This window comes from Bradyrhizobium sp. SZCCHNR3119 (genome assembly GCF_032487775.1).
In the GTDB taxonomy this organism is placed as follows: Bacteria; Pseudomonadota; Alphaproteobacteria; order Rhizobiales; family Xanthobacteraceae; genus Bradyrhizobium.
In genome coordinates this window covers 850,843-870,594 of record NZ_JAUEUV010000001.1, presented here as the reverse complement: position 1 = coordinate 870,594, position 19,752 = coordinate 850,843, and the positions used below count along the sequence as shown (strand labels likewise).

The window sequence follows — 19,752 nt, the reverse complement described above, 5'->3', positions numbered from 1 at the left end:
CTGTCATCGAGCCAAGTCGGCCGCTCTCGATTTGTTCCCATGCGTGGAACCGTGGTTGCCGCTTTGGCGTTGCGCTTCACGAGGAGTATGTAGCACAGGGGTCCTGCTTGCCGGTTACGCGACTGCCAGGACAAGAGCTGGAAACGGAAAACGAGACGGGTCGCGTTGCCGAACGCGAGCGGCTTTTTTCGGGCGGAAGCGAACTGGCGAGCCTGATGCTGGAGTTCGATTGGGGGAACACCTCAATCGGACCGCCGGAGACGTGGCCACAGAGTCTTAAGACCGCAGTGCGAATCATGCTCACGTCTCGACAGCCGATCTGGATCGGCTGGGGCAAGGATCTGGTCTATCTTTACAACGATCCCTACAAGGCCATCATCGGCGGCAAGCACCCTTGGGCACTCGGTCGTCAGACGTCGATGGTCTGGCGCGAGATCTGGGATGACATTGGCCCGCTGCTGGCAAAGGCGAGCGGAGGCGACGAGGGGACCTACAGTGAGGCCCAGCTCCTGATCATGGAGCGCAACGGCTTTCCGGAAGAGACCTACTACACGTTTTCCTACAGTCCGATTCCTGACGACGACGGATCTCCGGGAGGGATCTTTTGTGCGAATACCGATGACACCCAGCGCGTGATCAGCGAGCGCCAGTTGTCGCTGCTGCGGGAACTGGCGAGTGCAGCGGCAGAAGCCCGCAGTGTCGATGAGGCCTGCCTGCGCAGCGCGCGGGCGTTGACCTACGATCTCCGTGATCTGCCATTTGCGATGATCTATATAATCGAGCCGAGCGGGGATGTCGCTCGTCTCGCAGCGCTCAGCGGCATCGATCGGGATCATCCTGCGGTCGAACCGACGTTGCCTACAGCCGGCTGCGGGATGTGGCCGGTGGCGGAAGCGCTCCAGCAGCTTTCGCCCGTGGCGGTCCATGACTTGTCGCGGCGGTTCGGTTCGGACTTTCCGAGCGGAGGTTGGCGTCAGCCGCCGGATCAAGCCGTGCTGCTTCCGATCCTGTCGAGTGGCGAAGCTGCGCCTTGCGGCTTTGTAATCGCCGGTCTCAATCCTTTCCGGCCGTATGACGAAGCCTATGCCGGTTTTCTCGGTTTGGTCGCCAGTCAGATTGCTGCTGCTGTCAGCAATGGCGGCGCCTATGAAGCGGAGCGTCGCCGCTCGGAGGCTCTTGCCGAATTGGATCGCGCCAAGACCGCGTTCTTCTCCAATGTCAGCCACGAATTCCGAACCCCGCTGACGCTCATGCTGAGCCCGCTGGAGGACATCCTGGCCCGCGAGCGGCCCGAGCTCGGTGCGGACGAAAGGGCGGTTCTGGAAGTGGTTCACCGCAACGGCATTCGCCTGTTGAAGCTGGTCAATACCCTGCTCGATTTCTCGCGGATCGAGGCGGGGCGGGTGTTGGCGAATTATGAGCCTGTCGATCTGGCGGGATTCACGGCGGAGCTCGCCTCAAATTTCCGCTCCGCAACGGACCGGGCAGGCTTGCGTCTAAGGATCGATGCCGCGCCTCTGCCGGAGCCGGTCTTTGTTGACCGCAACATGTGGGAGAAGATCGTCCTCAATCTGGTCTCGAACGCGTTCAAGTTTACCTTCGAGGGCGAGATCGTTGTTGCGATCGGGCTCGCAGAGGACCGGCGCCATGCCGAGATCAAGGTTCGCGATACCGGCACGGGCATTCCTTGCGCCGAGCTGCCGCATCTGTTCGAGCGCTTCCGTCGGGTTGAGGGAGCGCGCGGGCGGTCATACGAAGGGAGCGGCATCGGCCCCGCCTTGGTCCAGGAACTGGTCAAGCTTCACGGCGGCACGATCCGGGCCGAAAGTGAGCTCGAGCATGGCTCCATATTCACGGTAACGATTCCATTCGGATCGTCGCATTTGCCGTCAGACCGCCTGGTGGAATCAAGCGCGCCAAATTCGGCCAACATGCGCGCACAGGCTTATATCGACGAGGCTCTTGGATGGCTGGAAGGTGATCCTCGCCTCGAAGCGCCTCACCAGTCCTCTTCGGATGATCTTGGGCTGGGCTTTCCGATTGAGCGGAAGCAGAATCGAATTCTGCTCGCCGACGACAATCCGGATATGCGCGGCTACGTTCGGCGGCTGCTTGGCGGAGCCTACGAGGTCGAAGCGGTTGCTGACGGCTGGGCGGCACTGGAGGCGGCGAGGCGCCGGCGTCCGGATCTGGTGTTGACCGATGTCATGATGCCAGGCCTCGATGGCTTCGGCTTGCTGAAGGCGTTACGAAGCGACCGCCTGCTGCACGACGTTCCCGTGATCATGTTGTCGGCGCGCGCGGGCGAGGAGGCCAAAGTCGAAGGGCTTGACGCCGGCGCCAGTGATTATCTCAGCAAGCCGTTCAGCGCCCGCGAGTTGCTGGCCCGCGTCCGCGCCAATATCGATCTCGCGCGCGTGAGGGGCAAGGCGGAGAAAGCGCTGCGCGGTCTGAATGAGCAGCTCGAAATCCAGGTCGCCGAGCGCACGGCGGAGCTGCAGGCGAAGGAGGCGCGGCTACGGACGATCTTCGAGACCAGCTATACGTTCCAGATTCTCCTGTCCACCGACGGTACCGTGCGCGATGCCAATGCCACCGCGCTCTCGGCGATCGGCAAATGCTTGGACGAGATTGCGGGCATGCCGTTCTGGGAGACGCCGTGGTTTGCCGGCACTCCGCACGCGTCGAACATCATCCGCACTGCAGTAGCTACGGTTGCCGGAGGTCAATCCATTCGTCACGATCTTCATGTCAACCTGCCGGTCGGTGGTTGGCGCTGGTTCGATTTTCAGATGCGCCCCGTTCGCGACGAGCGCGGCAATGTCTTGGTCCTCGTCCCGGAAGCAGTCGAGCTGACCGAGCGGCGAAAGGCAGAGGAAGCGTTCCGCCAGGCGCAGAAGATGGAAGCGATCGGGCAGCTTACCGGCGGGGTTGCCCATGACTTCAACAACCTTCTCACCGTGATCAGGTCGTCGGCGGATCTCCTGCGTCGACGCGACCTGCCGCCGGAGCGGATGAGGCGCTATATCGATGCTATCTCCGACACCGCGGATCGTGCGGCTAAACTCACCGGCTAGTTGCTGACCTTCGCCCGCCGCAAGCCGGTAGAGCGGCAGGTGTTCGATGCGGCCGCGCATCTGGAGGGTATTGGCGACATGCTGAGGACCGTGCTCGGGTCGCCCGCGATACTCGAGCTCAATGTCGCAGACCGGCCATTGCCGATCGATGTCGACATGAATCAGTTCGAGACCACTCTCGTCAATCTGGTCGCCAATGCGCGCGACGCGATGAGCGGGCAGGGCATACTGACGATCCGGGCCGACCAAGAACGTGGACCGGACCAGCAGGCAACGGGGGCCTTCGCCAGGATCACGATCAGCGACACCGGATGCGGCATTCCGGCCGACCAGATCGACCGCATATTCGAGCCCTTCTTCACGACCAAGGATGTGGGTCGTGGAACCGGCCTCGGCCTATCGCAGGTCTATGGCTTCGTTCATCAGTCCGGTGGCTGGATTCATGTCGAGAGCGAAGTAGGTCACGGAACGGCGCTCACGCTCCATCTGCCGTTGAGCATCAAGGCGATCGAGCCGCGCCAGGATAACGCGCGGGACGCTGAGGATGTCGATACGAGTTGGAATGTGCTGGTGATCGAGGACAATCTGGACGTGGGCGAATTCTCGACGCAGCTGCTCCTGGAACTCGGCTATCGCACCGTGCTCGCGAGGAACGCGGCCGAGGCGCTCCGGCTCTTGGATGAGAATCCGACCGGCTTTGACGTTGTTCTGACTGATATCGTCATGCCCGGCATGGACGGTGTTACGCTAGGCAATGAGATTCGCCGGCGGCTTCCGACCATTCCGGTCGTGCTCAATAGCGGCTACAGTCATGTCCTCGCGCAAAACAATGAGCATGGTTTCGAGCTGATTCAAAAACCATATTCGATCGATGATCTGTCCCGTGCCTTGCGCCACGCGCTCGCGGGCCGTCGCGCGAGGCCGTCCTCTCCCTGATGGCGCCGCGGGCGTTGAAGGAACCAAGCGGTCCTGCAGCGCCATTCGAAGCAGGATGCATGAACTGTAATGGAGGAGCGCGAGCGGTCCCGATGGACGCTAGCGCATGCTGACGAACTTGCCCCACACCGCAGCAAGCACTGCGCCGGCGAACACGTAGTGCGGCTTGTCACAGAACAGGCCGCCATACTGGCAAACATCGGAGCTGGCTGAGCCGAGCTGGTGCTGGCCGGCTGCATAGAGCAACGCGGACAGAGTGGCCAGAATGGCCGCAACGGCATACATCTCGAGGCCTCCTTCCGGCTTCGTCGCTAATGGTGCCCGTCGGGCTAAGGACAATGCGATGTCGAAAACGGCGCTTGACTCGTCGGGCAAATCAGGAGCATTTTGACATCATCGAAAACATTATAGAGCCCGCGCCGCGAAACGGCCGCGGGCTTTTTGCTTGTCGCGCCGAGAAATTGTTGCACTGGTTTTTGGCGCGCTGCATCGATTGGCGGCATTTCGTTAAAGTTTGACATGTCGGGCAAATCACCAGCATGATGGCATTATCGACGCGATCATCGATCAGGTGATCAGAGCCCGCACCGGCAAACCGGCTGCGGGCTTTTTGTTGACCAACATTTCCAATCGGACGGCGGCCCGCATAGCAGGACGCCTGAACAGATCTTTGCTGCTCGCGCGCATCGTCGTCCGAATCTCAAGCCCGCCACGTACAAGTCTCTGTCTTGACGTGACGTGCAATACTGGCCGGTCCGCGCGAACGGGCTGGCCTGCGGCGCGCCGATGCTGGCTGGCGCCGCCGCGGTCCCTCGATCCAGGGGGATAGGGTTCGCGCCCGAAACGATCGCGTTCGACGCGGTCTGCCGCATCTTTGTTTCCGCAAGAGTGAGGCTCAATGACCGCTTACTTGATCTCTCTCGCGCTGGTTGGGCTCGTCCTTCTGGCCGTCTGCGACGCGCTGCCGTGAGCCCGTCGACGATCATCTCTCGCTCGCCTTCTCCATCTGACATCGAAAAGATATGGCCAAGACGCTTACCGACATTCGCTCTCTCGCGCGCAGCCACACCCGATCCGCAATCCTTGCCCTAGCCGGCGTTATGAGATCGAAGGACGCAAGCCATGCGGCACGCGTCTCGGCAGCAACCGCACTCCTCGATCGCGGCTGGGGCAAGCCGCCGCAGGCACTGCAGAACGGTGAGGATGGGGCGCTCGAACTGATCCATCGCATCGAACGGGTGATCGTTTGTCCTGAACAGGGGGAGAGCGACAGCGAGCCAGACGACGTAGACTGAACGCAGTGGCCCCGCGCCGACACGCGGCGGTCATCGTCGCTCCCGTCAATCGAAGATTGTAGTTGTTCATGCTCCTGTTTTGTTCCAGGTTGTCTTTAACAGGTCCGGTGCGGGAGCTTAGCGTGCGGCTGAATAAGAGAGGTCTTGTCGCCTCTGGCCTCTATACGGTGCATTATCTGCTGTTTAGCACTCTTGGGCGTTTCGCGGGCCTCAAGTCGAGCATTGTGCTGGCTGGGCTTGCAGTCCTGCACGGCGGCGTTTTCCTTGGATTTGTTTGGTCTGGCCTTGGTCTTCATGATCCGCCGTTCCCGGCCGATTCCTGGATGAATGGTGCCTTGCTATATTATCCTGTATCTCTTTGGTTGGGGGCTCAACGTGTCTTGGCAGATTCTGATACGACTGGTCGGCGCGCCCATTGGCGCGCCTAGACGAGAGCTTGATCACATATCTCGAAACGGACTCATTGCAGCCGAGGGCCGACGATGACCGTACGATCTAATAAGGGTGGTCTCATCGCCTGCGCAATCTATACGCTGCATTTTGCCGTATTCTTCGGCTGGGCCTTCTTCTCCGGTCTGAAGGCCAGCGTCTTCTTGGCCACCATCGCGGTCTTCCCGGCGGCCTTGTTTTGGGCCGGGCTAGGAATGTTACTGGGATCGGGTGATTTCCCATTTTCGATCGACTCTTGGCTGAATAGCATTCCGGCTTATTACTTGGAAAGCTGCGTCATCTCGTACTTCGTTGGCTGGACGTGCAGCGCTGGATCGCGGTTGCGCGGAGCCAGCGAGGAGCGGGAATCCGAGGACATCCCAGACTGGCATAAGCGTTAGCTAGGGTAATTCGGCTGCTTGCCGCTGCCGGTTTGACTTGGATTGGAGCATAAAGGGGCGGCGAAGAACGTTTACGCGGAGCGATCTTCGGGAGCCTCACGGACCCAATACAGGCGCAATAATTGAGGATGAAAAACATGGCGCCTCGATATTCTTTGACGATTCAGATCAATCCGAATATTCCAGGTCACGCAGCGGTCGTCGTCAACGAGCCTTCTAAACAAACCTACGCGGGGTTTGGTCCCCAGCGCCACTACTCGCCTTGGAGTTATGGAAAATTCGACGTTCACTCACTTGCCCCTGGTCAGACACCTCCAGCCGATTTTTCCAGTGTCGCCGGCGCTGCGCATAAGACGTTCACGGTACCGATAACCGAGGAGCAGGCGACACAAGCTCTGAACGAAATTCAGCGCATTAGCTCTTCCAGCGGAAACTATAACGTAGCAGATGCGAATGTTTGCACGGCGATGGTCAACCGGATCATGGAAGCTGCCGGTCTAGGTAGCGACCTCTTGTACCTGTCTCCATTGCGCAGCAGTCAGTATCTCTCGGATGTTGAAAAGACCTTGATCGATAATCCAAGATCGAAGTTTATGATCGACGGCGCCGGGAGGCCAGCCGCTATTCCTCAATCGCTTCGCGGCGTGCAGCAGGACTACGCATTCGTCGGCGGTGGATACGATACGCCGTCGGAGCGGAATGGTCATCTTCCGAGTGGACCGATTTACGATCAGGGGGCGTCCCCCACGTTCGATGACCGGTATGGGAAATGGTCGAATTTGCCGGAAGCCTCTGAGTCATCCAGTCTTCGGCAGTCAGCTGGATCAGGTGAGCGTCGGCCTCCGGATCGCTATTTGCGCGGCCGGCAGGTCAGTCCGTCAGGCGCGTCCGTTTTCGATACAGGCACCTCCGCCGTTCCGTTTGCGCCAGACTCGGCGCAGTCACCGCCGCCTTCGGCATCGTTCGACCAACGCTTTGGGGGCTGGGCTGCGCCTCCTCAAGCGGCGCCCGTTGTTCCGGCGCAGATGCAGCGAGGGCTCAACTCATCTGTCGGCTCGGAGGCGGCCTCTGGCGGCCGGCCGCTGCCGGTCTACCCCGCTCCTCCGATGTTCGGGGGCTACGATCCATCGACGTCGTCCGGAGACGACATGAGCGACTGGTTCTCGCGTTGGATCAAGCCGCTGATGCAGCGGTGATTGCGTGGATGGGAATGGCCCCAGGTTCGTGAAGGCCGATAGGGGGACGAGCTATCGTTGTCGGGGTCCTTCGAGACGCTCCGCTGAACACTTGGAACGAGGCGCCCTTGTCCACGTTACGTATTCCGACGGCGAAAGTATTCGAGCCGCTGCTGCAGCCGGCGCGCTACAAGGCCGCCTTCGGGGGCCGCGGCTCGGGCAAATCGCATTTTTTCGGTGAGCTGCTGGTGGAGACATGCCAGGCCGAGCGCGGCACGCTTGCTGTTTGCATCCGAGAGGCACAGCGCACCCTAGCGCAATCGTCGAAACGGCTGATCGAGAACAAGATCGCGGGCCTTCGTCTCGGCCACGGCTTCAAGCTCTACAGCGATAAGATCGCAACGCCCGGCGATGGTCTCATCATCTTCCGCGGGATGCAGGATCACACGGCGGATTCGATCAAATCGTTGGAAGGCTTCCGCATCGCCTGGATCGACGAAGCGCAGACATTGAGCGCACGCTCGCTGTCGCTGCTGCGGCCGACCATCCGTGCCGCCGGCTCAGAGCTCTGGGCTTCGTGGAATCCACGTCGCAAGTCCGACGCTATTGATGATTTCCTGCGCGGGCGCAAGCCTGACGGTGCAATCCTGGTCAAGGCAAATTGGCGCGACAATCCGTGGTTTCCAGCCGTGTTGGAGGAGGAGCGGCGGCTGGATCTCGCGCTCTATCCCGACCGCTACGATCACATCTGGGAGGGCGACTACGTGCGGGCCTTCGAAGGAGCCTATTTCGCGGATTTGCTGGCGCAAGCCAAGCGCGAGTCGCGGATCGGCAAGGTGTCGGCCGATCCGCTGCTGCCGTTGCGCGGCTTCATCGATATCGGCGGCGCCGGCGCGACCGCCGACGCCTTCACGATCTGGATTACCCAGTGGGTTGGTAACGAGATCCGCGTGCTGGACTATTACGAGGCGGTCGGTCAGGTGCTCGCCTTCCACGTCAATTGGCTGCGCTCAAGGGGCTATCAGGACGCGATCCTCTATCTGCCGCATGACGGCGTGACGACAAACAGCGTCACCGGCAAGCGCTATGAGGATCATCTGCGCGAGGCAGGATTTGCCGTCGAGCCGCCGGTGAAGAACCAGGGCAGGGGCGCTGCGATGATGCGGATCGAGGCTCTGCGTCGCCTCGGCCCGCAGCTCTGGTTCAACGAAGCGACCACCGAGGCAGGCCGCGAGGCGCTCGGATTCTACCACGAGCGCAAGGACGAGGCGCGTAACATTGGATTAGGTCCCGAGCACGACTGGTCCTCGCACGCCGCCGACGCGCTCGGGCTGATGGCAATCTGTTATGAGGCGCCGGGCCGGGTTCTCAGCTTCAACCGGCCGATCCGCTATCAGGACGCAGGCTGGCGGTGACGGTCCGACCAGCTCGCGGACGCGACTTCACGGGTGAATTGCGCTGGTCAATGGACATCACGTAAGATGGATTGGAGAAGCACCGATGCAAATGCCGATTTTCGCATGATATCGTTCATCCGGCGAGCGCCCCTCGCACTGTCCGTGTGTGTTCTGACGCTCAATTTTGGTTTCGCGGTCCACGCTCAGACCTCGCCTGCGCAAGGCAAGGTGGTCGCGACGCAAAATGAGGTGAAAAAGTCGTGTATCGAATTTGTGCAGATGCCGCTAACTGAAAAGCAGATCTTGGGCCTGCTCGATTCCGCAGACGAGGTAGACGAGATCAGAGAAAACAGTCAGGACGGATTTTACAAGACCGGCCCGGAGACAACGGCAAAGCTGGACACCGTTGCTAAGAGGCATGGGCTCGCGGGATATGACGAATACAAGACAATTCGCGCCGACGTTCTGTTGGTCTTTTCCGGCTATGATCGGGTGACGAAAAAATACGTCGGCAGAGAGCCCGTTGATAAGACTTCGCGTGGCTCGCACGAAGCTAGACCGGAGCATGTCTGCGAAAGAAAAAAAGCGAGGAGATTGAGTCCCTCAACGCTCAGCGAGTTTGCACTCTGCCTGAGATCAAATACAGGGGCAACATCAATCTGGTTCACAGATATTACGCACGTCTCAACGAGAGCAAATTTCAAAAATGAAGCCCACCGTGGAGCGGCTCTCGCCTCCGGCGCTCCACGTCGGAGTTGCGATCAGCGCCTCTGCGCCGGCTCCTTGGTTTGCTCTTCTTTGGCTCGCGCGGAGTTTTCTCGATAGGTGCGCTGTGCGTCTTCGGGGCAGTAGGCGAACTTCACGCCAGCGGCGCTGGCCCCACGGGTGATTTGGCTCCAGGAAAAAATATTATCGTCGATTCGTTTCAGTAGGATCAACTCATTCTTCGATTTTCCGGTCTGGGCGTCATCACACAACGCTTCGAGCTTCATGCGCCCAGGCGCCAGGTCGGTGATCTTCCGTATGGCGCAGCCATATTCGCTACCGCCAATAAAGTTCTCGCCAAGCTCGACGTAAGCTTCGGCCTGATCCCCGCACCGGGCTGCGTGGTCAGGACCCGGGACCGCGTATATGCCATCCTTCGGGCGCCATTTCTGCGGTGGAGGCTTTGAACCGTCCTGCGCATAAGCTGCAGCGCCCGTGCTGGTCATCAAAGCGAGAGCTAGGAATATGTAATGCATCCGCAAGTACGCCTCCAGCACCAGTTGTCGTGCATCAAGTAGTAGGAAGGTAACTTCTAATACAAAATTGCGCAATCGTTATCAGGCGAGCGCAGGTGATCTCGTTCAAGCGGTGCAGCTCAAACACAGGAAACCGAGATGTCATGGGACGATATCATGCGGCGCGTGCTGCCATTGATGAAAGATGAAAAGACGCAAAGAACGTATTCGCCGCATACGACGAGCCCCTTCGGAGCGACCAATCGTCCACCAGGATCGACGAATCCTCATCGTGGCGTGGATTTCAACTATGTTGGGGGGGGCAGCAATCGAGATTCAACACGAGCCATCCGGCGCTTCGGTCACCAGTTACGGGTAAGGTGATCAATGCGGGGGAAGGAGGCTATGGAACGATCGCAATTCAAGACGCAGATGGCTACGTCCACGAAATCCTCCATACGCAGCGTCAGCATGTTTCGGTTGGGGACCCTGTGCTTGCCGGACAATTGATCGGAACGATGGGCAACACCGGAGTGAGACGGCGAGGAATTGAAGGTGGTGACTTTCACGTTCACTATCAATTGAAAGATCCTACCGGTAAGGTTATTGATCCGGCGGACTATTGGGAGCGGAAAGGCCCCATCGACCCCGCTCCTTACGCTCCAGCCTATCTGCAGGACTATCTCCAATATCGACGCGAGCTTGGTCCGGCGGCCGATCGTGACTTCGGCGATACGCCGGACGCCGGCCCGCGCTATGGCTCGCAATTGGTCGACGCCCATCAGGCAGACGACGCGGCTCCGGGACGAACCCCTGCTCCGCCGGAAGGAAATGCGGTCCGGATTCTGCGCTCGCGCCCGGCGAGCTCGCCGGCTGTTTCTGGTCTGAACGTGGATGTCGTCGGGACCAAGCCCAATCAACTCCCGCCGATGGATCGTGCCCCCTCATTCGATGACCGTTTTGGAAGTTGGGCGTCTGCAGGCGGAACGAACGGGCCGCTGTCGCCCTATCAGCAACTCTCGCCGCCGCCTCAGTCCGCCAGACCGCTCGGCATCGTCACCGGCGAGCCGATGCCCGATTATCCATTCCCGCCGCCGATCTTCGGAGGCGCGACGCCGGGGCTAGAGGACTGGGCTGCGCTCCGGCACAAGCCTGCGAGTTGGAATAAGTGAGGTGTCTTCCGGAGCGTGCTCGATTCGGTCCGTACTGATGGTGATCTCGTCGGAAGAGCTCGCTATGCGCGCATAACGATGCCCCCGCCGTGTGTTGTGTCATTGGGGTTTCGATCGGCCGGCTCGCGCTCCGCATCGCGTGCGGCTAAGGCGGCGTTCAAGCGAGCAGTTGACAAATCTGTTGTCCTCTGATGTTCTTGATTTGTTCGTCGTGAGGTCCTTAAACAGAGTTGCCAACCTCCGCGGGAAGACAGCTCAACTAGGCAAGCGAAAACCTGATGAAATGGGATCGCGACCGGATCTCCTCCGCGGCTTTCATCGTCGCCTGCGCATGCCTGGTGACGTGGTTGGTGCTGACCGACCTTGTCAGCTATCCCGTGGATTTCCGATGGGGGAAATGGGGCCACCCAGATGTCTTCATGCACTGCATCTGGCTGGCCCCGATCTTTGTTTTGGCTGTTTTCCGCCGCTCTCCCGTGGTGACGCTTTCTTACGCGCTTCTTCTCCTGACGATCTTGATGTCGCGAACCGACGACAGCTTGCGTGTCTTGATGTACGGCCGCGGAGCCTTGGCCGAGTTCACCGTGGCCGATCTTGGGGCGTCCCTCGGCGTCTTCTCCCTCATCGTGTTTCTGTTGTGGGGGGCGCATCGGCTGACTAATCTCGTGCTCATCGTTGCGCAGCGGATTGTTGGAGTATCGAGAGATGGCTAGGGGTCTTCGAATCCAAAGTTCGCTCGACAGCGACGGTTGCGAAGTGAAGCGGGGCTCTTGCCGCATTGGATACGTAACAGGTGCAGACGGATCGAACCATGACTAGAGGATCGCGGTTGCGCGCTATCTGCTCTCTTGCCGCCTTGCGCATGGTCATGCTGCTGGCGCTGTTGACGGTGACGAATGCGGCTGCTTGGGCTGAAGACTTCGTCCTCAACTACGCGATCGACGCGGCTGGAAAGACGGACACAGGAAAACTAGAGAACTGCAGCTATGAGCGCGTTTGCGAAATCCGCGCGGCCGGTCTGATGATCAAAATCGTTGTCCGTCCCGACACCACGGGTCTTCCGACAATGGATATGAATGTTCTGGGGCCGCCCGGCTGTTGTTATACGAACGAGGCTGCCGAACAATTCCATGCGAAACTCACAACCGGTTTGTTGCGAGTGCCGATCTATCGGCGTGTCATGAGAGAGCGGGACGAGTTCGTGCGGAACCCGTTTTCCTGGAACGAACGCATTGGAATGATCTATCTCACGTTTTCTCACCCGCGCTAGGCATGCGGTCTAGCGCCTATCATTATTGATAGGATCAATTTGATATGACCGACAGCAGAAGCATCATCGAACAAGCTCCACTATCACCGCCAAATGCTCCGAGCATTGGGGAGGGGGACCGATCACGGATTTTCGGGATGGTCGGAAAGCAGCTTGACGATATCATCAATGGACCGAGCTCGTACTATCCAGAGGGAATCAAGAAAAATCCAGACGCATTAATGGATGACCTTAAAGGTTTGTATGGTTCCGTCGAAAGCTTCAGCAAGCAATTGAACGATCCCAACAACATCATGGGAGACGTGCTGAGGGAGCTAAAGAAATTCAATGATGCATTCGCTCCAGCGACGGACTGGAGCGATCCAAACGATCAAAGGGACAAGTCGATCGAATTGCCAACCGAGCGTATCCCTAAGACGCAAGATCAAAATATCATAGAGATTGATCCATTTGGACGTCCGTACGCTCCGCCGGTGCCGTGGAAAAATCCGAGGAGTGATCTGAACGTCTCGGCCGAAAGGCCGGAACCGGCATTGGACAGCCAGAATCCGAACGCGTACCGGCGCCTTTCGAGTCGGTTGGTTTATCCTTCCGGACGTCTACCGAACCCGTCTGGCTAGAGCATCGGCCATAGATCGTTTTGAATTGGTTATTCGGTCCTTGGGGATCATCGATATTCCGACAGAACCGACCGGTCTCGTGCGCGTGGCTACATGTGGTGCACCGTATACTCCGGCGACAATCAATACGGTGTCTGCTGGACTGCTTCATTCATTGAGTGTTGTTTTCTGATCGCCTGTAACAGGCGGTCATTCCTGCAGAGCGCGAGCTGCTCCTCGTCGATCGCGACCTCGCGCCGCAGCGTTTCAAGTTGCGGATCGACCGTCGTATTTTGAATTCGTGCGCGGAATTCGATATCTAGTTTTGAAAGGTGATGAACATGCCGAAAATGTCGATCTCCGATCTGAAGGCCATGCTGGCGTCGGAAAAGGCCGATGCGCTCGCCGCCATTTCCGCTGCACGGCTAGCGGAGGAACGCGCCGATGCCATAGATTATTATCTCGGCGATATGCGCAAGGACATGCCGGTGCAGGACGGCCGCTCTCGCGCGGTTTCGACCGACGTCGCCGACACCGTCGAGGGGTTGATGCCGCATCTGATGGATATCTTTGCCGGCTCCGACGAGGTGGTCCGCTTCGAGCCGGTCGGGCCGGAGGATGAGGCCGCGGCTGCCCAGGAGACGGACTACGTCAATCACGTCTTCATGCAGCAGAATCCCGGCTTCATGATCCTCTACTCCTTCATCAAGGACGCGCTATTGTCCAAGGTTGGCGTTGTCAAAGTGTGGTGGGAGGAGCGCGAGGAGGAAAGCCGCGAGACCTACTACGATCTCAGCGAGGATCAGTTCGCGCTATTGGCACAGGCCGTCGTTGAATCCGATGGCGCGATGAAAATCGTCGCGCACAGCGTGAACAGCCAGTTTCAGCCGGAGCCAAAAGCCATCGGGTGAAGTATTCTGAGAAGATCAACTGATAATTTGAATAGAGATCAAATTCAAGATCTCGTTCTAGATGCGCTGACGACAGGAAAGCTGATCGTTACCCGCCAGGGTCAAAGGATCGATCCATCGTTTAACGGTATCCTCTCAAATTTGTTGCGCCAACGGGGAGCGGTGCGCCTTGGACTGGCCCATCGGCGGGCTTTGCCGATTTCGCTGTGACCGTGAACCGGGTCCCATCTTCTGCTCCATCCAGCGCACCTGCCCCGGGCAAGCGTAGCGCAATTGAGCCGGAGAACGGGGGCTTGGTTTTGCAGCTTCTTATGGCGCGGCGAGCAACTCCGGGGCCCGTGTTGGTTCGATATCGGCGGCGCTCTCACAAAATCAATCTCCAACCGGCCCTTTTGAACCGACCTCGAAAGGTCTTCCTGGTCTGATCGCGTCGGTCAACGGCAACGCCCATTCCGATCCCTCGCATTTTCTGCCTCCTGCGGGAGGTCTCTTCGGCATGACCCAGGAGTACATGCGGACCGATCCAGCCGGGATTCAAGGCCGTTGAGGTCGTCTGCTGCTGAAGAAGGCGTGTTCGGAACAGGTGCCCGCAGAAGGGCACGTCTGCCACGAGCAGAGATGCATCATGTCATGCGCGACCACCAACCTTATTGGGGACCTCGCGAGCCTGCCGATCCAGCTCCAATAGCACACGAGAGCAGTTTTCAAAAATCACCTGGCAGCCAATTGCGGCGCCGATGGACCGGCCGGTCAGACTGCTTCATCACGGATGCAAAGGAGGCGAGAGGAGCGGAATCAAAATAAACAGCGGGACATCGATCACCCAAAGGGAGAGAATTCGTTCGGCCCACTGTGCCCTCGAGAGGAGTGGGCGACCTGCTTCGGTCAGCTTGGACGGATCGATATGGATGGCTAATTTGATGAATCCAAATCGGGAAAAATCAGCGGATCCTGCGTCGGAAGTCGGATGTTTCAGGGCGCGATAAAGCAGCGCGCGTGCTCTGTGGGCAATCGCAAGTATCCCAAGCAACCAGGCGAGCACGATCAAGTCTGGAAACGGACTCATCATAGTTAGATCCGAAGAAGATTCCGAGGCGGTGAGCCGATCTGCAAGGTGCCTTTCGGTCGTCTCGTCTAAATATGGAGGAAGAATTGTCGGTCAACAAGAATGGAAACCTGCGCGCGGACGGGATTTCAGTGTCGCTTCCAACGCTGTTTGGTCGCCTGGGTGGGACTTATTATTGGAATCCAGGCGCCCCAGGCGCGCCGCCTTTCACGGTGACTAGGTCTTTTGGGATACCAGGATTTGGAGCTCATTGGGTTCATTTGCGTCCGGGGCTATCGTCCAAGGACACTCTCGGGAAAGGGATTACCGGAAATGTATCCGTGGGAATTCCTTCCGTCAGCGTCAATGGTGCCACGCCGGACGGGTGGTTTTCTCCCGGGAAAGCAAAAGAAATTGCCGTGGAGTGGGGGATTGGGTCGCCAAACGCCTCTCCTGCCCTCACGAAGACGTACAGCCCTGCTCAGATCGCCGATCTCATCAATACATACATCTTTCCTCCTGCAATGGGTCCGCTGGACGAACTCTCTCCCTTTGCGCGGACTCTCCAAAGCGGCATTGCAAGGGTGGCGCCTTCCGCCGAACAGCCGTTGCCCTATATGCGAGCGCCGTCGCAGGGACCTCTGGGGGCTGGCGTCGCGCCCTGGGCGTCCGACTATCTGAAGGGGCAGTTCGGGCCGCCGAGCGCAGCAACTGCAAGCCCCGGCTCAGGTTCGTCCTTCGCTGGGCGCGCGACACCCGTACCTTATTTACCGGATGTATCCCCAAACGCGCCTGGTGGTCTCCCCGGCTTGATCGCGTCGGTCACCGGAAGCGATCCGTCCGACCCGGCGCAATTCCAGCCGCGGGCCGGTGGCCTGCTCGGCATGATCCAGGACTACATGCGCGATAATCCCGTCGAGAGCGGAGCGCGCTGATCGGAGCCGGCCAACCTCACCTAGACCCAATGGTCTCATCGAAATGGTCACTCCCTTGGTTTCTGGCTTCAATCCACCGGCTCGCATCATGCGGGTGCGCAGCATTGTCACAATGCACGGATTTGCGTGATGGCTGGGCTGGAGGCGTTTGACAAAATTCTTGATTTGTTCTAATTGGTAGTTAGCTCAGTCAACGCTTCGAAGGACGTTCTCTTGTTCACCTTGATCGTGACAGGGTTTGCGTTCGTCGTCGTGGGCGCGCTCTTGGTGCTTGCCGGACGTCCTATAGGCATCTTTGACGCCATGATCGAGGCGCTCGGATACACCGTCGCGCGGCTCGTTCTCCCGCTGGTTTCGTTCGGCAGAGTCCATGTGCAGCCGCTCAATTCTGCCCAGAAGAGCTTCAATGTGCTTGGCTACCGCAGCGACGGGACCGGTCACATCGAGATTGAAGAGACGATCGCTGGCTTCATTGGATTTGTCATTTTTCTGATCGGGTTCTTCGCCCTTACCTTGTTGATGCAGGCTTTCGTCTGAACTCATCCAACGACGGCTGGCTCAAGGAGGCTCTAGTCAGATCATGATTCAGCACCCAATTCCGATGGCAGGGATTGAAAGGTTCTGGGGCGCTGCCGCCGTACTCGCGGTTGGCTTGGCGATAGCGCTGTATGCGCTCGGCGTGGGATCAAATCCGAACGAGCTATTTGCGGCCGTATCTGTGAATTACAAAGAGTTTACTGTTAGCGGACTTAGCTGCTTGTCGATTGATCCCCGCAAAGTTGTTTTTGATCGAAAAGAATACTGGGATGACAGCATGACGACGGAGGTCGCTAATAGATTGTCGATAAAGGAGGTTATGATCAACGCCGACTATACGGCGTGTCGATGGGGCCTGACTGCATCCATATTGTCCGACGGAGACCCCGCGGTCACTTTTAATGGCGATGCCGCTCAATATCTTGTCTCGATTGCGGTGTGCAAGCGAGATCCCGACGGATCAATGATGGCAAGCTACTGCGTCAACAAGAACATTTACGTCTTCAATCGGCAGGTCGCGGCGCGCGATCTGTTCACGCTTGCGCTTGTGGGGTTGGCAAGACCGCAGGTGGACAAGTGGGAAACGTTTACGGGCAAGAGGTTGCAATGAGTGAAGCTGCTCACGGATATTTGCAGTTTGCAGAGCCGGTCAAAAACCCGAAAGATGGATACTACTATCAAAGCTATCGTTTTGTGGATTTCAATGGGAAAGTGCTCTCGTACGGTGACCAACCGTTGAAGTCATGGTTGGCGGACTCGAAAGCAGGCTTGTATAGTCCCGCCGTCGACGGCTTTAAATTGGCTGGTTTTGTAGGATCAATAGGGCAGGCGCTGTTGGGGCTTACGATCCGTAAGCCCAACGTTGCTGCTCGAGGCGCAGGTTCCGCTATTAGGCAATTCAACGACGGGCTTGCGGGCTCGTACGGGTCTTGGCCCGGATCAGATCAGCCTTGGGTTTGGCGGGAGGGCAATCCCGGTATTGAACATCTTCAAGGCGGTACTGCGGGTCATATCGGCGACGGAAACGCTATTGGTGATTGGTGGAATAACCTGGAAATTGCTCCTCAGAAACGATCATCGATCGCTCCGTGGTGGAAGTCGCAGGATCCTTGGGCGTATATTCCTCTACCCAAAGTTCCTCCACAGGCTCCGGCTCTGCCTGCCCCTCGAGTCTGGAACTATGAGTCCGTGCGGGACTCCGCAGCGGCAGCCGGTGTGCCGAGCCGCAACAATGTTTTTGAGTACGGGTTTCCGGAGCCAGGTGTCGGTCAGCCGCGGACGGATGCGGCACCCCGGGCCAATAGGTCGAGTGCGCAACTGGCTCCAGCTGCCGGCCCGACACCGGCCGGTGGTTTCGCTCCGTCGGCCGGTGCTGCTTCCTCCGGTCCAAATTGGCCGTCGCCCTTTCAACCCTCGGTTATCCCCGCCGGGGCGCCGTTTGACTTGTCGTTCCCTGCTCGAACTCACTATCACCCGCCGACCTCAGATTCGTCGGCCGGCGGGCTACCCGGCCTCATCGCATCGGTCAACGGCGGCGATCCGTCAGATCCAACAGGATTCCAACCGCCGGCAGGTGGTCTGCTCGGCATGATCCAGGACTACATGCGCAACAATGCGGGCGAGGGCGGAAGCCGTTGATCGCCGAGCGCGGCATTCTTTACTCCATCTTCTGACGAGCTCATCATCATGACAATGTCTCTGCCGTTGGCGCCGCAGCCGGTGCCGGCTCCGATCACGCACGACGTAACCATCGTGACCACGCGCAAGTTCGCGCAGGCCCGGGTGATGGGCGTGCCGCCGGAGGAATTCGGGATCGAGCGCGGCGCGCGCTCGATCCGCGATTGCAACTACTGCTTCCACGAGGTCGTCACCAAGACCGAGTCGCAGCTGATCGGAGAAGGCTTCGATGCCGAGCAGATCAGGTCGCTCAGCGACTACACCGGGACGACCGAGATCGAGACGCTGGCCCGCGACACGGTCGACGAGCACTTGCGCCTGTCGTCGAGCGCGACGAATTCGGCGGCCAGGCTCGTGCGCATCACAGAACACTATGTGCGGATGGACTATGAGGGCGAGGGCAGGCCGTGCTTGTACCAGGTGATCACCGGCGGCGATCAGGCCGAGATCCTGCGGAAGGACGGCAAGGAGTGCGTCACGCCGTTCGACGCCATTCCGTTCGCCGCGACCACGCCGGTGCCGATGACCCACCGCTTCTTCGGCCGCTCGATCGCCGATCTCGTGATGCCGCTGCAGCGGGAGAAGACTGCGCTCAAGCGCGGCGCGCTGGATAATCTGTATCTGCACAACAATCCTCGCGTCGAAGTGGCGGAGGCGAATGCAGGGCCGAATACGCTCGACGACCTCCTGGTCTCGCGACCCGGGGGCGTGGTGCGCACCAAGACCTCGGGCGGGTTGAACTGGCAGGTGGTGCCTGACATCACCACCTCGATCTATCCGATGCTGCAATATATCGATGCCGAGCTCGAGACCCGCACCGGCCTGTCGAAGCAGGCGCAGGGCATCGACGCCAATGCGCTGCAAAACCAGTCCGCCACCGCGGTAGCGCAGGTGTTCTCGGCCTCGCAGATGCGGATCAAGCTGATCGCGCGCATCATGGCCGAGGGGGTGCGCGACATCTTCGCGCTCCTCCATGCCACGATCTGCAAGCACGGCCAGCAGCAGCAGACCGTACGGCTTCGCAACAGTTGGGTCAGCGTCGATCCGCGCGCCTGGAGGACACGCGACGACATGACCATTAATGTCGGCCTGGGCTCCGGCGGTAAGGCCCAGCAATTCGCACAAACCATGGCGATCGCGAATGTGCAGAAGGAGCTTGCCATGGCCGGCAAGGTCAACCTCGTCAGCGATCGCGAACTCTATAACACCGCGGCTGAATTGACGCGGATCATGGGACATAAGAATCCGAGCCGCTTCTTCAACGATCCCACCGCGATCAACCCGCAGACCGGCCAGCTCTTGAATCCACCACCGGCGCCACCACAGCCGCCGCCGGATCCGAAGATCATGGCGGCGCAGGCCAAGCTGCAGACGGAGCAGGCGATCGCTGCCCAAAGGGCGCAGCTTGCGCAGCAGCAGGCCCAGAACGACATGGTCCACCAGCAGATCAAGATGCAGGCCGAGATCGAGCTCGCGAAGATCAAGGCAGGCCTGGACGCCAAGATCGCGCTGCTCGATGCGCATTTGAAGTCTCTGGCAGAGGCGCAGAAGCGCCAGCAAGCCCAGGCCGAGAACGAAATGCGACTCGCAGAGGCTGCGCTCGGAGCGGCAGCAGAGGCGCGCCAAACCAAGTTGCAGACCCTCGACAGGACGGAACGGGCCGATGACAGATGAAA

At 59.2% G+C, this 19,752-nt stretch carries 18 protein-coding genes and 1 pseudogene; 16 read left to right on the top strand and 3 right to left on the bottom strand.

The features are described from left to right. The first annotated feature begins 122 nt into the window (after window positions 1-122). Window positions 123-4,013 (top strand): annotated as a pseudogene (locus QX034_RS04035) (ATP-binding protein). Between the two features lie 99 nt (window positions 4,014-4,112). Here QX034_RS04035 and QX034_RS04030 read toward each other — a convergent pair. Further along, window positions 4,113-4,298 (bottom strand): hypothetical protein, encoded by a 186-nt coding sequence (locus QX034_RS04030; protein ID WP_315704570.1) that lies wholly within the window; start codon window positions 4,296-4,298, stop codon window positions 4,113-4,115. A gap of 737 nt (window positions 4,299-5,035) precedes the next feature. On the opposite strand from QX034_RS04030, the gene QX034_RS04025 reads away from it, so the two are divergent. The 5 genes from QX034_RS04025 (at window position 5,036) to QX034_RS04005 (ending at window position 9,535) form a co-directional block, all read left to right on the top strand. Continuing rightward, on the top strand, window positions 5,036-5,308 hold the full coding sequence (locus QX034_RS04025) for a hypothetical protein (protein WP_315704569.1): 273 nt from the start codon (window positions 5,036-5,038) through the stop codon (window positions 5,306-5,308). Between the two features lie 482 nt (window positions 5,309-5,790). Then, window positions 5,791-6,138 carry a hypothetical protein gene (locus QX034_RS04020; protein ID WP_315704568.1) on the top strand — a complete coding sequence of 116 codons (348 nt, stop codon included), beginning with the start codon at window positions 5,791-5,793 and terminating at the stop codon, window positions 6,136-6,138. Between the two features lie 137 nt (window positions 6,139-6,275). After that, window positions 6,276-7,334 carry a hypothetical protein gene (locus QX034_RS04015; RefSeq protein WP_315704567.1) on the top strand — a complete coding sequence of 353 codons (1,059 nt, stop codon included), beginning with the start codon at window positions 6,276-6,278 and terminating at the stop codon, window positions 7,332-7,334. A 107-nt stretch (window positions 7,335-7,441) separates the two neighbouring features. Then, window positions 7,442-8,728: a PBSX family phage terminase large subunit gene (locus QX034_RS04010; RefSeq protein WP_315704566.1), complete on the top strand. Its 1,287-nt coding sequence runs from the start codon at window positions 7,442-7,444 to the stop codon at window positions 8,726-8,728. Between the two features lie 66 nt (window positions 8,729-8,794). Continuing rightward, window positions 8,795-9,535, top strand: a complete 741-nt coding sequence (locus QX034_RS04005) for a hypothetical protein (RefSeq protein ID WP_315704565.1) — start codon at window positions 8,795-8,797, stop codon at window positions 9,533-9,535. Here QX034_RS04005 and QX034_RS04000 read toward each other — a convergent pair. Then, on the bottom strand, window positions 9,472-10,026 hold the full coding sequence (locus tag QX034_RS04000; protein ID WP_315704564.1) for a hypothetical protein: 555 nt from the start codon (window positions 10,024-10,026) through the stop codon (window positions 9,472-9,474). The genes QX034_RS04005 and QX034_RS04000 overlap by 64 nt on opposite strands. Before the next feature lie 179 nt (window positions 10,027-10,205). Between QX034_RS04000 and QX034_RS03995 the strand changes: the two genes are divergently transcribed. The 5 genes from QX034_RS03995 to QX034_RS03975 all read left to right on the top strand — a co-directional run bounded on the left by QX034_RS03995 (window position 10,206) and on the right by QX034_RS03975 (window position 13,882). Then, window positions 10,206-11,102: a M23 family metallopeptidase gene (locus QX034_RS03995; protein ID WP_315704956.1), complete on the top strand. Its 897-nt coding sequence runs from the start codon at window positions 10,206-10,208 to the stop codon at window positions 11,100-11,102. A gap of 278 nt (window positions 11,103-11,380) precedes the next feature. Next, window positions 11,381-11,815: a hypothetical protein gene (locus tag QX034_RS03990; RefSeq protein ID WP_315704563.1), complete on the top strand. Its 435-nt coding sequence runs from the start codon at window positions 11,381-11,383 to the stop codon at window positions 11,813-11,815. 98 nt (window positions 11,816-11,913) lie between these two features. Beyond that, window positions 11,914-12,372: a hypothetical protein gene (locus QX034_RS03985; protein WP_315704562.1), complete on the top strand. Its 459-nt coding sequence runs from the start codon at window positions 11,914-11,916 to the stop codon at window positions 12,370-12,372. A gap of 44 nt (window positions 12,373-12,416) precedes the next feature. Next, window positions 12,417-12,992 carry a hypothetical protein gene (locus tag QX034_RS03980; protein ID WP_315704561.1) on the top strand — a complete coding sequence of 192 codons (576 nt, stop codon included), beginning with the start codon at window positions 12,417-12,419 and terminating at the stop codon, window positions 12,990-12,992. A 314-nt stretch (window positions 12,993-13,306) separates the two neighbouring features. Further along, a complete protein-coding gene (locus QX034_RS03975) occupies window positions 13,307-13,882 on the top strand; it encodes a hypothetical protein (RefSeq protein WP_315704560.1) in 576 nt (191 codons plus the stop codon). Between the two features lie 763 nt (window positions 13,883-14,645). Here the strand turns inward: QX034_RS03975 and QX034_RS03970 are convergent. Beyond that, complete coding sequence (locus QX034_RS03970) at window positions 14,646-14,951, bottom strand: hypothetical protein (protein ID WP_315704559.1); 306 nt, start codon at window positions 14,949-14,951, stop codon at window positions 14,646-14,648. Between the two features lie 317 nt (window positions 14,952-15,268). Here QX034_RS03970 and QX034_RS03965 point away from each other — a divergent pair, with 317 nt between their 5' ends. The 5 genes from QX034_RS03965 (at window position 15,269) to QX034_RS03945 (ending at window position 19,750) form a co-directional block, all read left to right on the top strand. After that, window positions 15,269-15,862, top strand: coding sequence for a hypothetical protein (locus QX034_RS03965; RefSeq protein ID WP_315704558.1), 594 nt, complete (start codon window positions 15,269-15,271; stop codon window positions 15,860-15,862). Window positions 15,863-16,075: 213 nt separating this feature from the next. Continuing rightward, entirely contained in the window at window positions 16,076-16,399 is a 324-nt protein-coding gene (locus QX034_RS03960) for a hypothetical protein (protein ID WP_315704557.1), read from the top strand. Between the two features lie 43 nt (window positions 16,400-16,442). Continuing rightward, window positions 16,443-17,009 carry a hypothetical protein gene (locus tag QX034_RS03955; protein WP_315704556.1) on the top strand — a complete coding sequence of 189 codons (567 nt, stop codon included), beginning with the start codon at window positions 16,443-16,445 and terminating at the stop codon, window positions 17,007-17,009. Next, complete coding sequence (locus tag QX034_RS03950; protein WP_315704555.1) at window positions 17,006-18,037, top strand: hypothetical protein; 1,032 nt, start codon at window positions 17,006-17,008, stop codon at window positions 18,035-18,037. Before QX034_RS03955 ends, QX034_RS03950 begins: the two co-directional genes overlap by 4 nt. A 48-nt stretch (window positions 18,038-18,085) precedes the next feature. Then, window positions 18,086-19,750, top strand: coding sequence for a hypothetical protein (locus tag QX034_RS03945; protein WP_315704554.1), 1,665 nt, complete (start codon window positions 18,086-18,088; stop codon window positions 19,748-19,750). The last annotated feature ends 2 nt before the right edge of the window (window positions 19,751-19,752 follow it).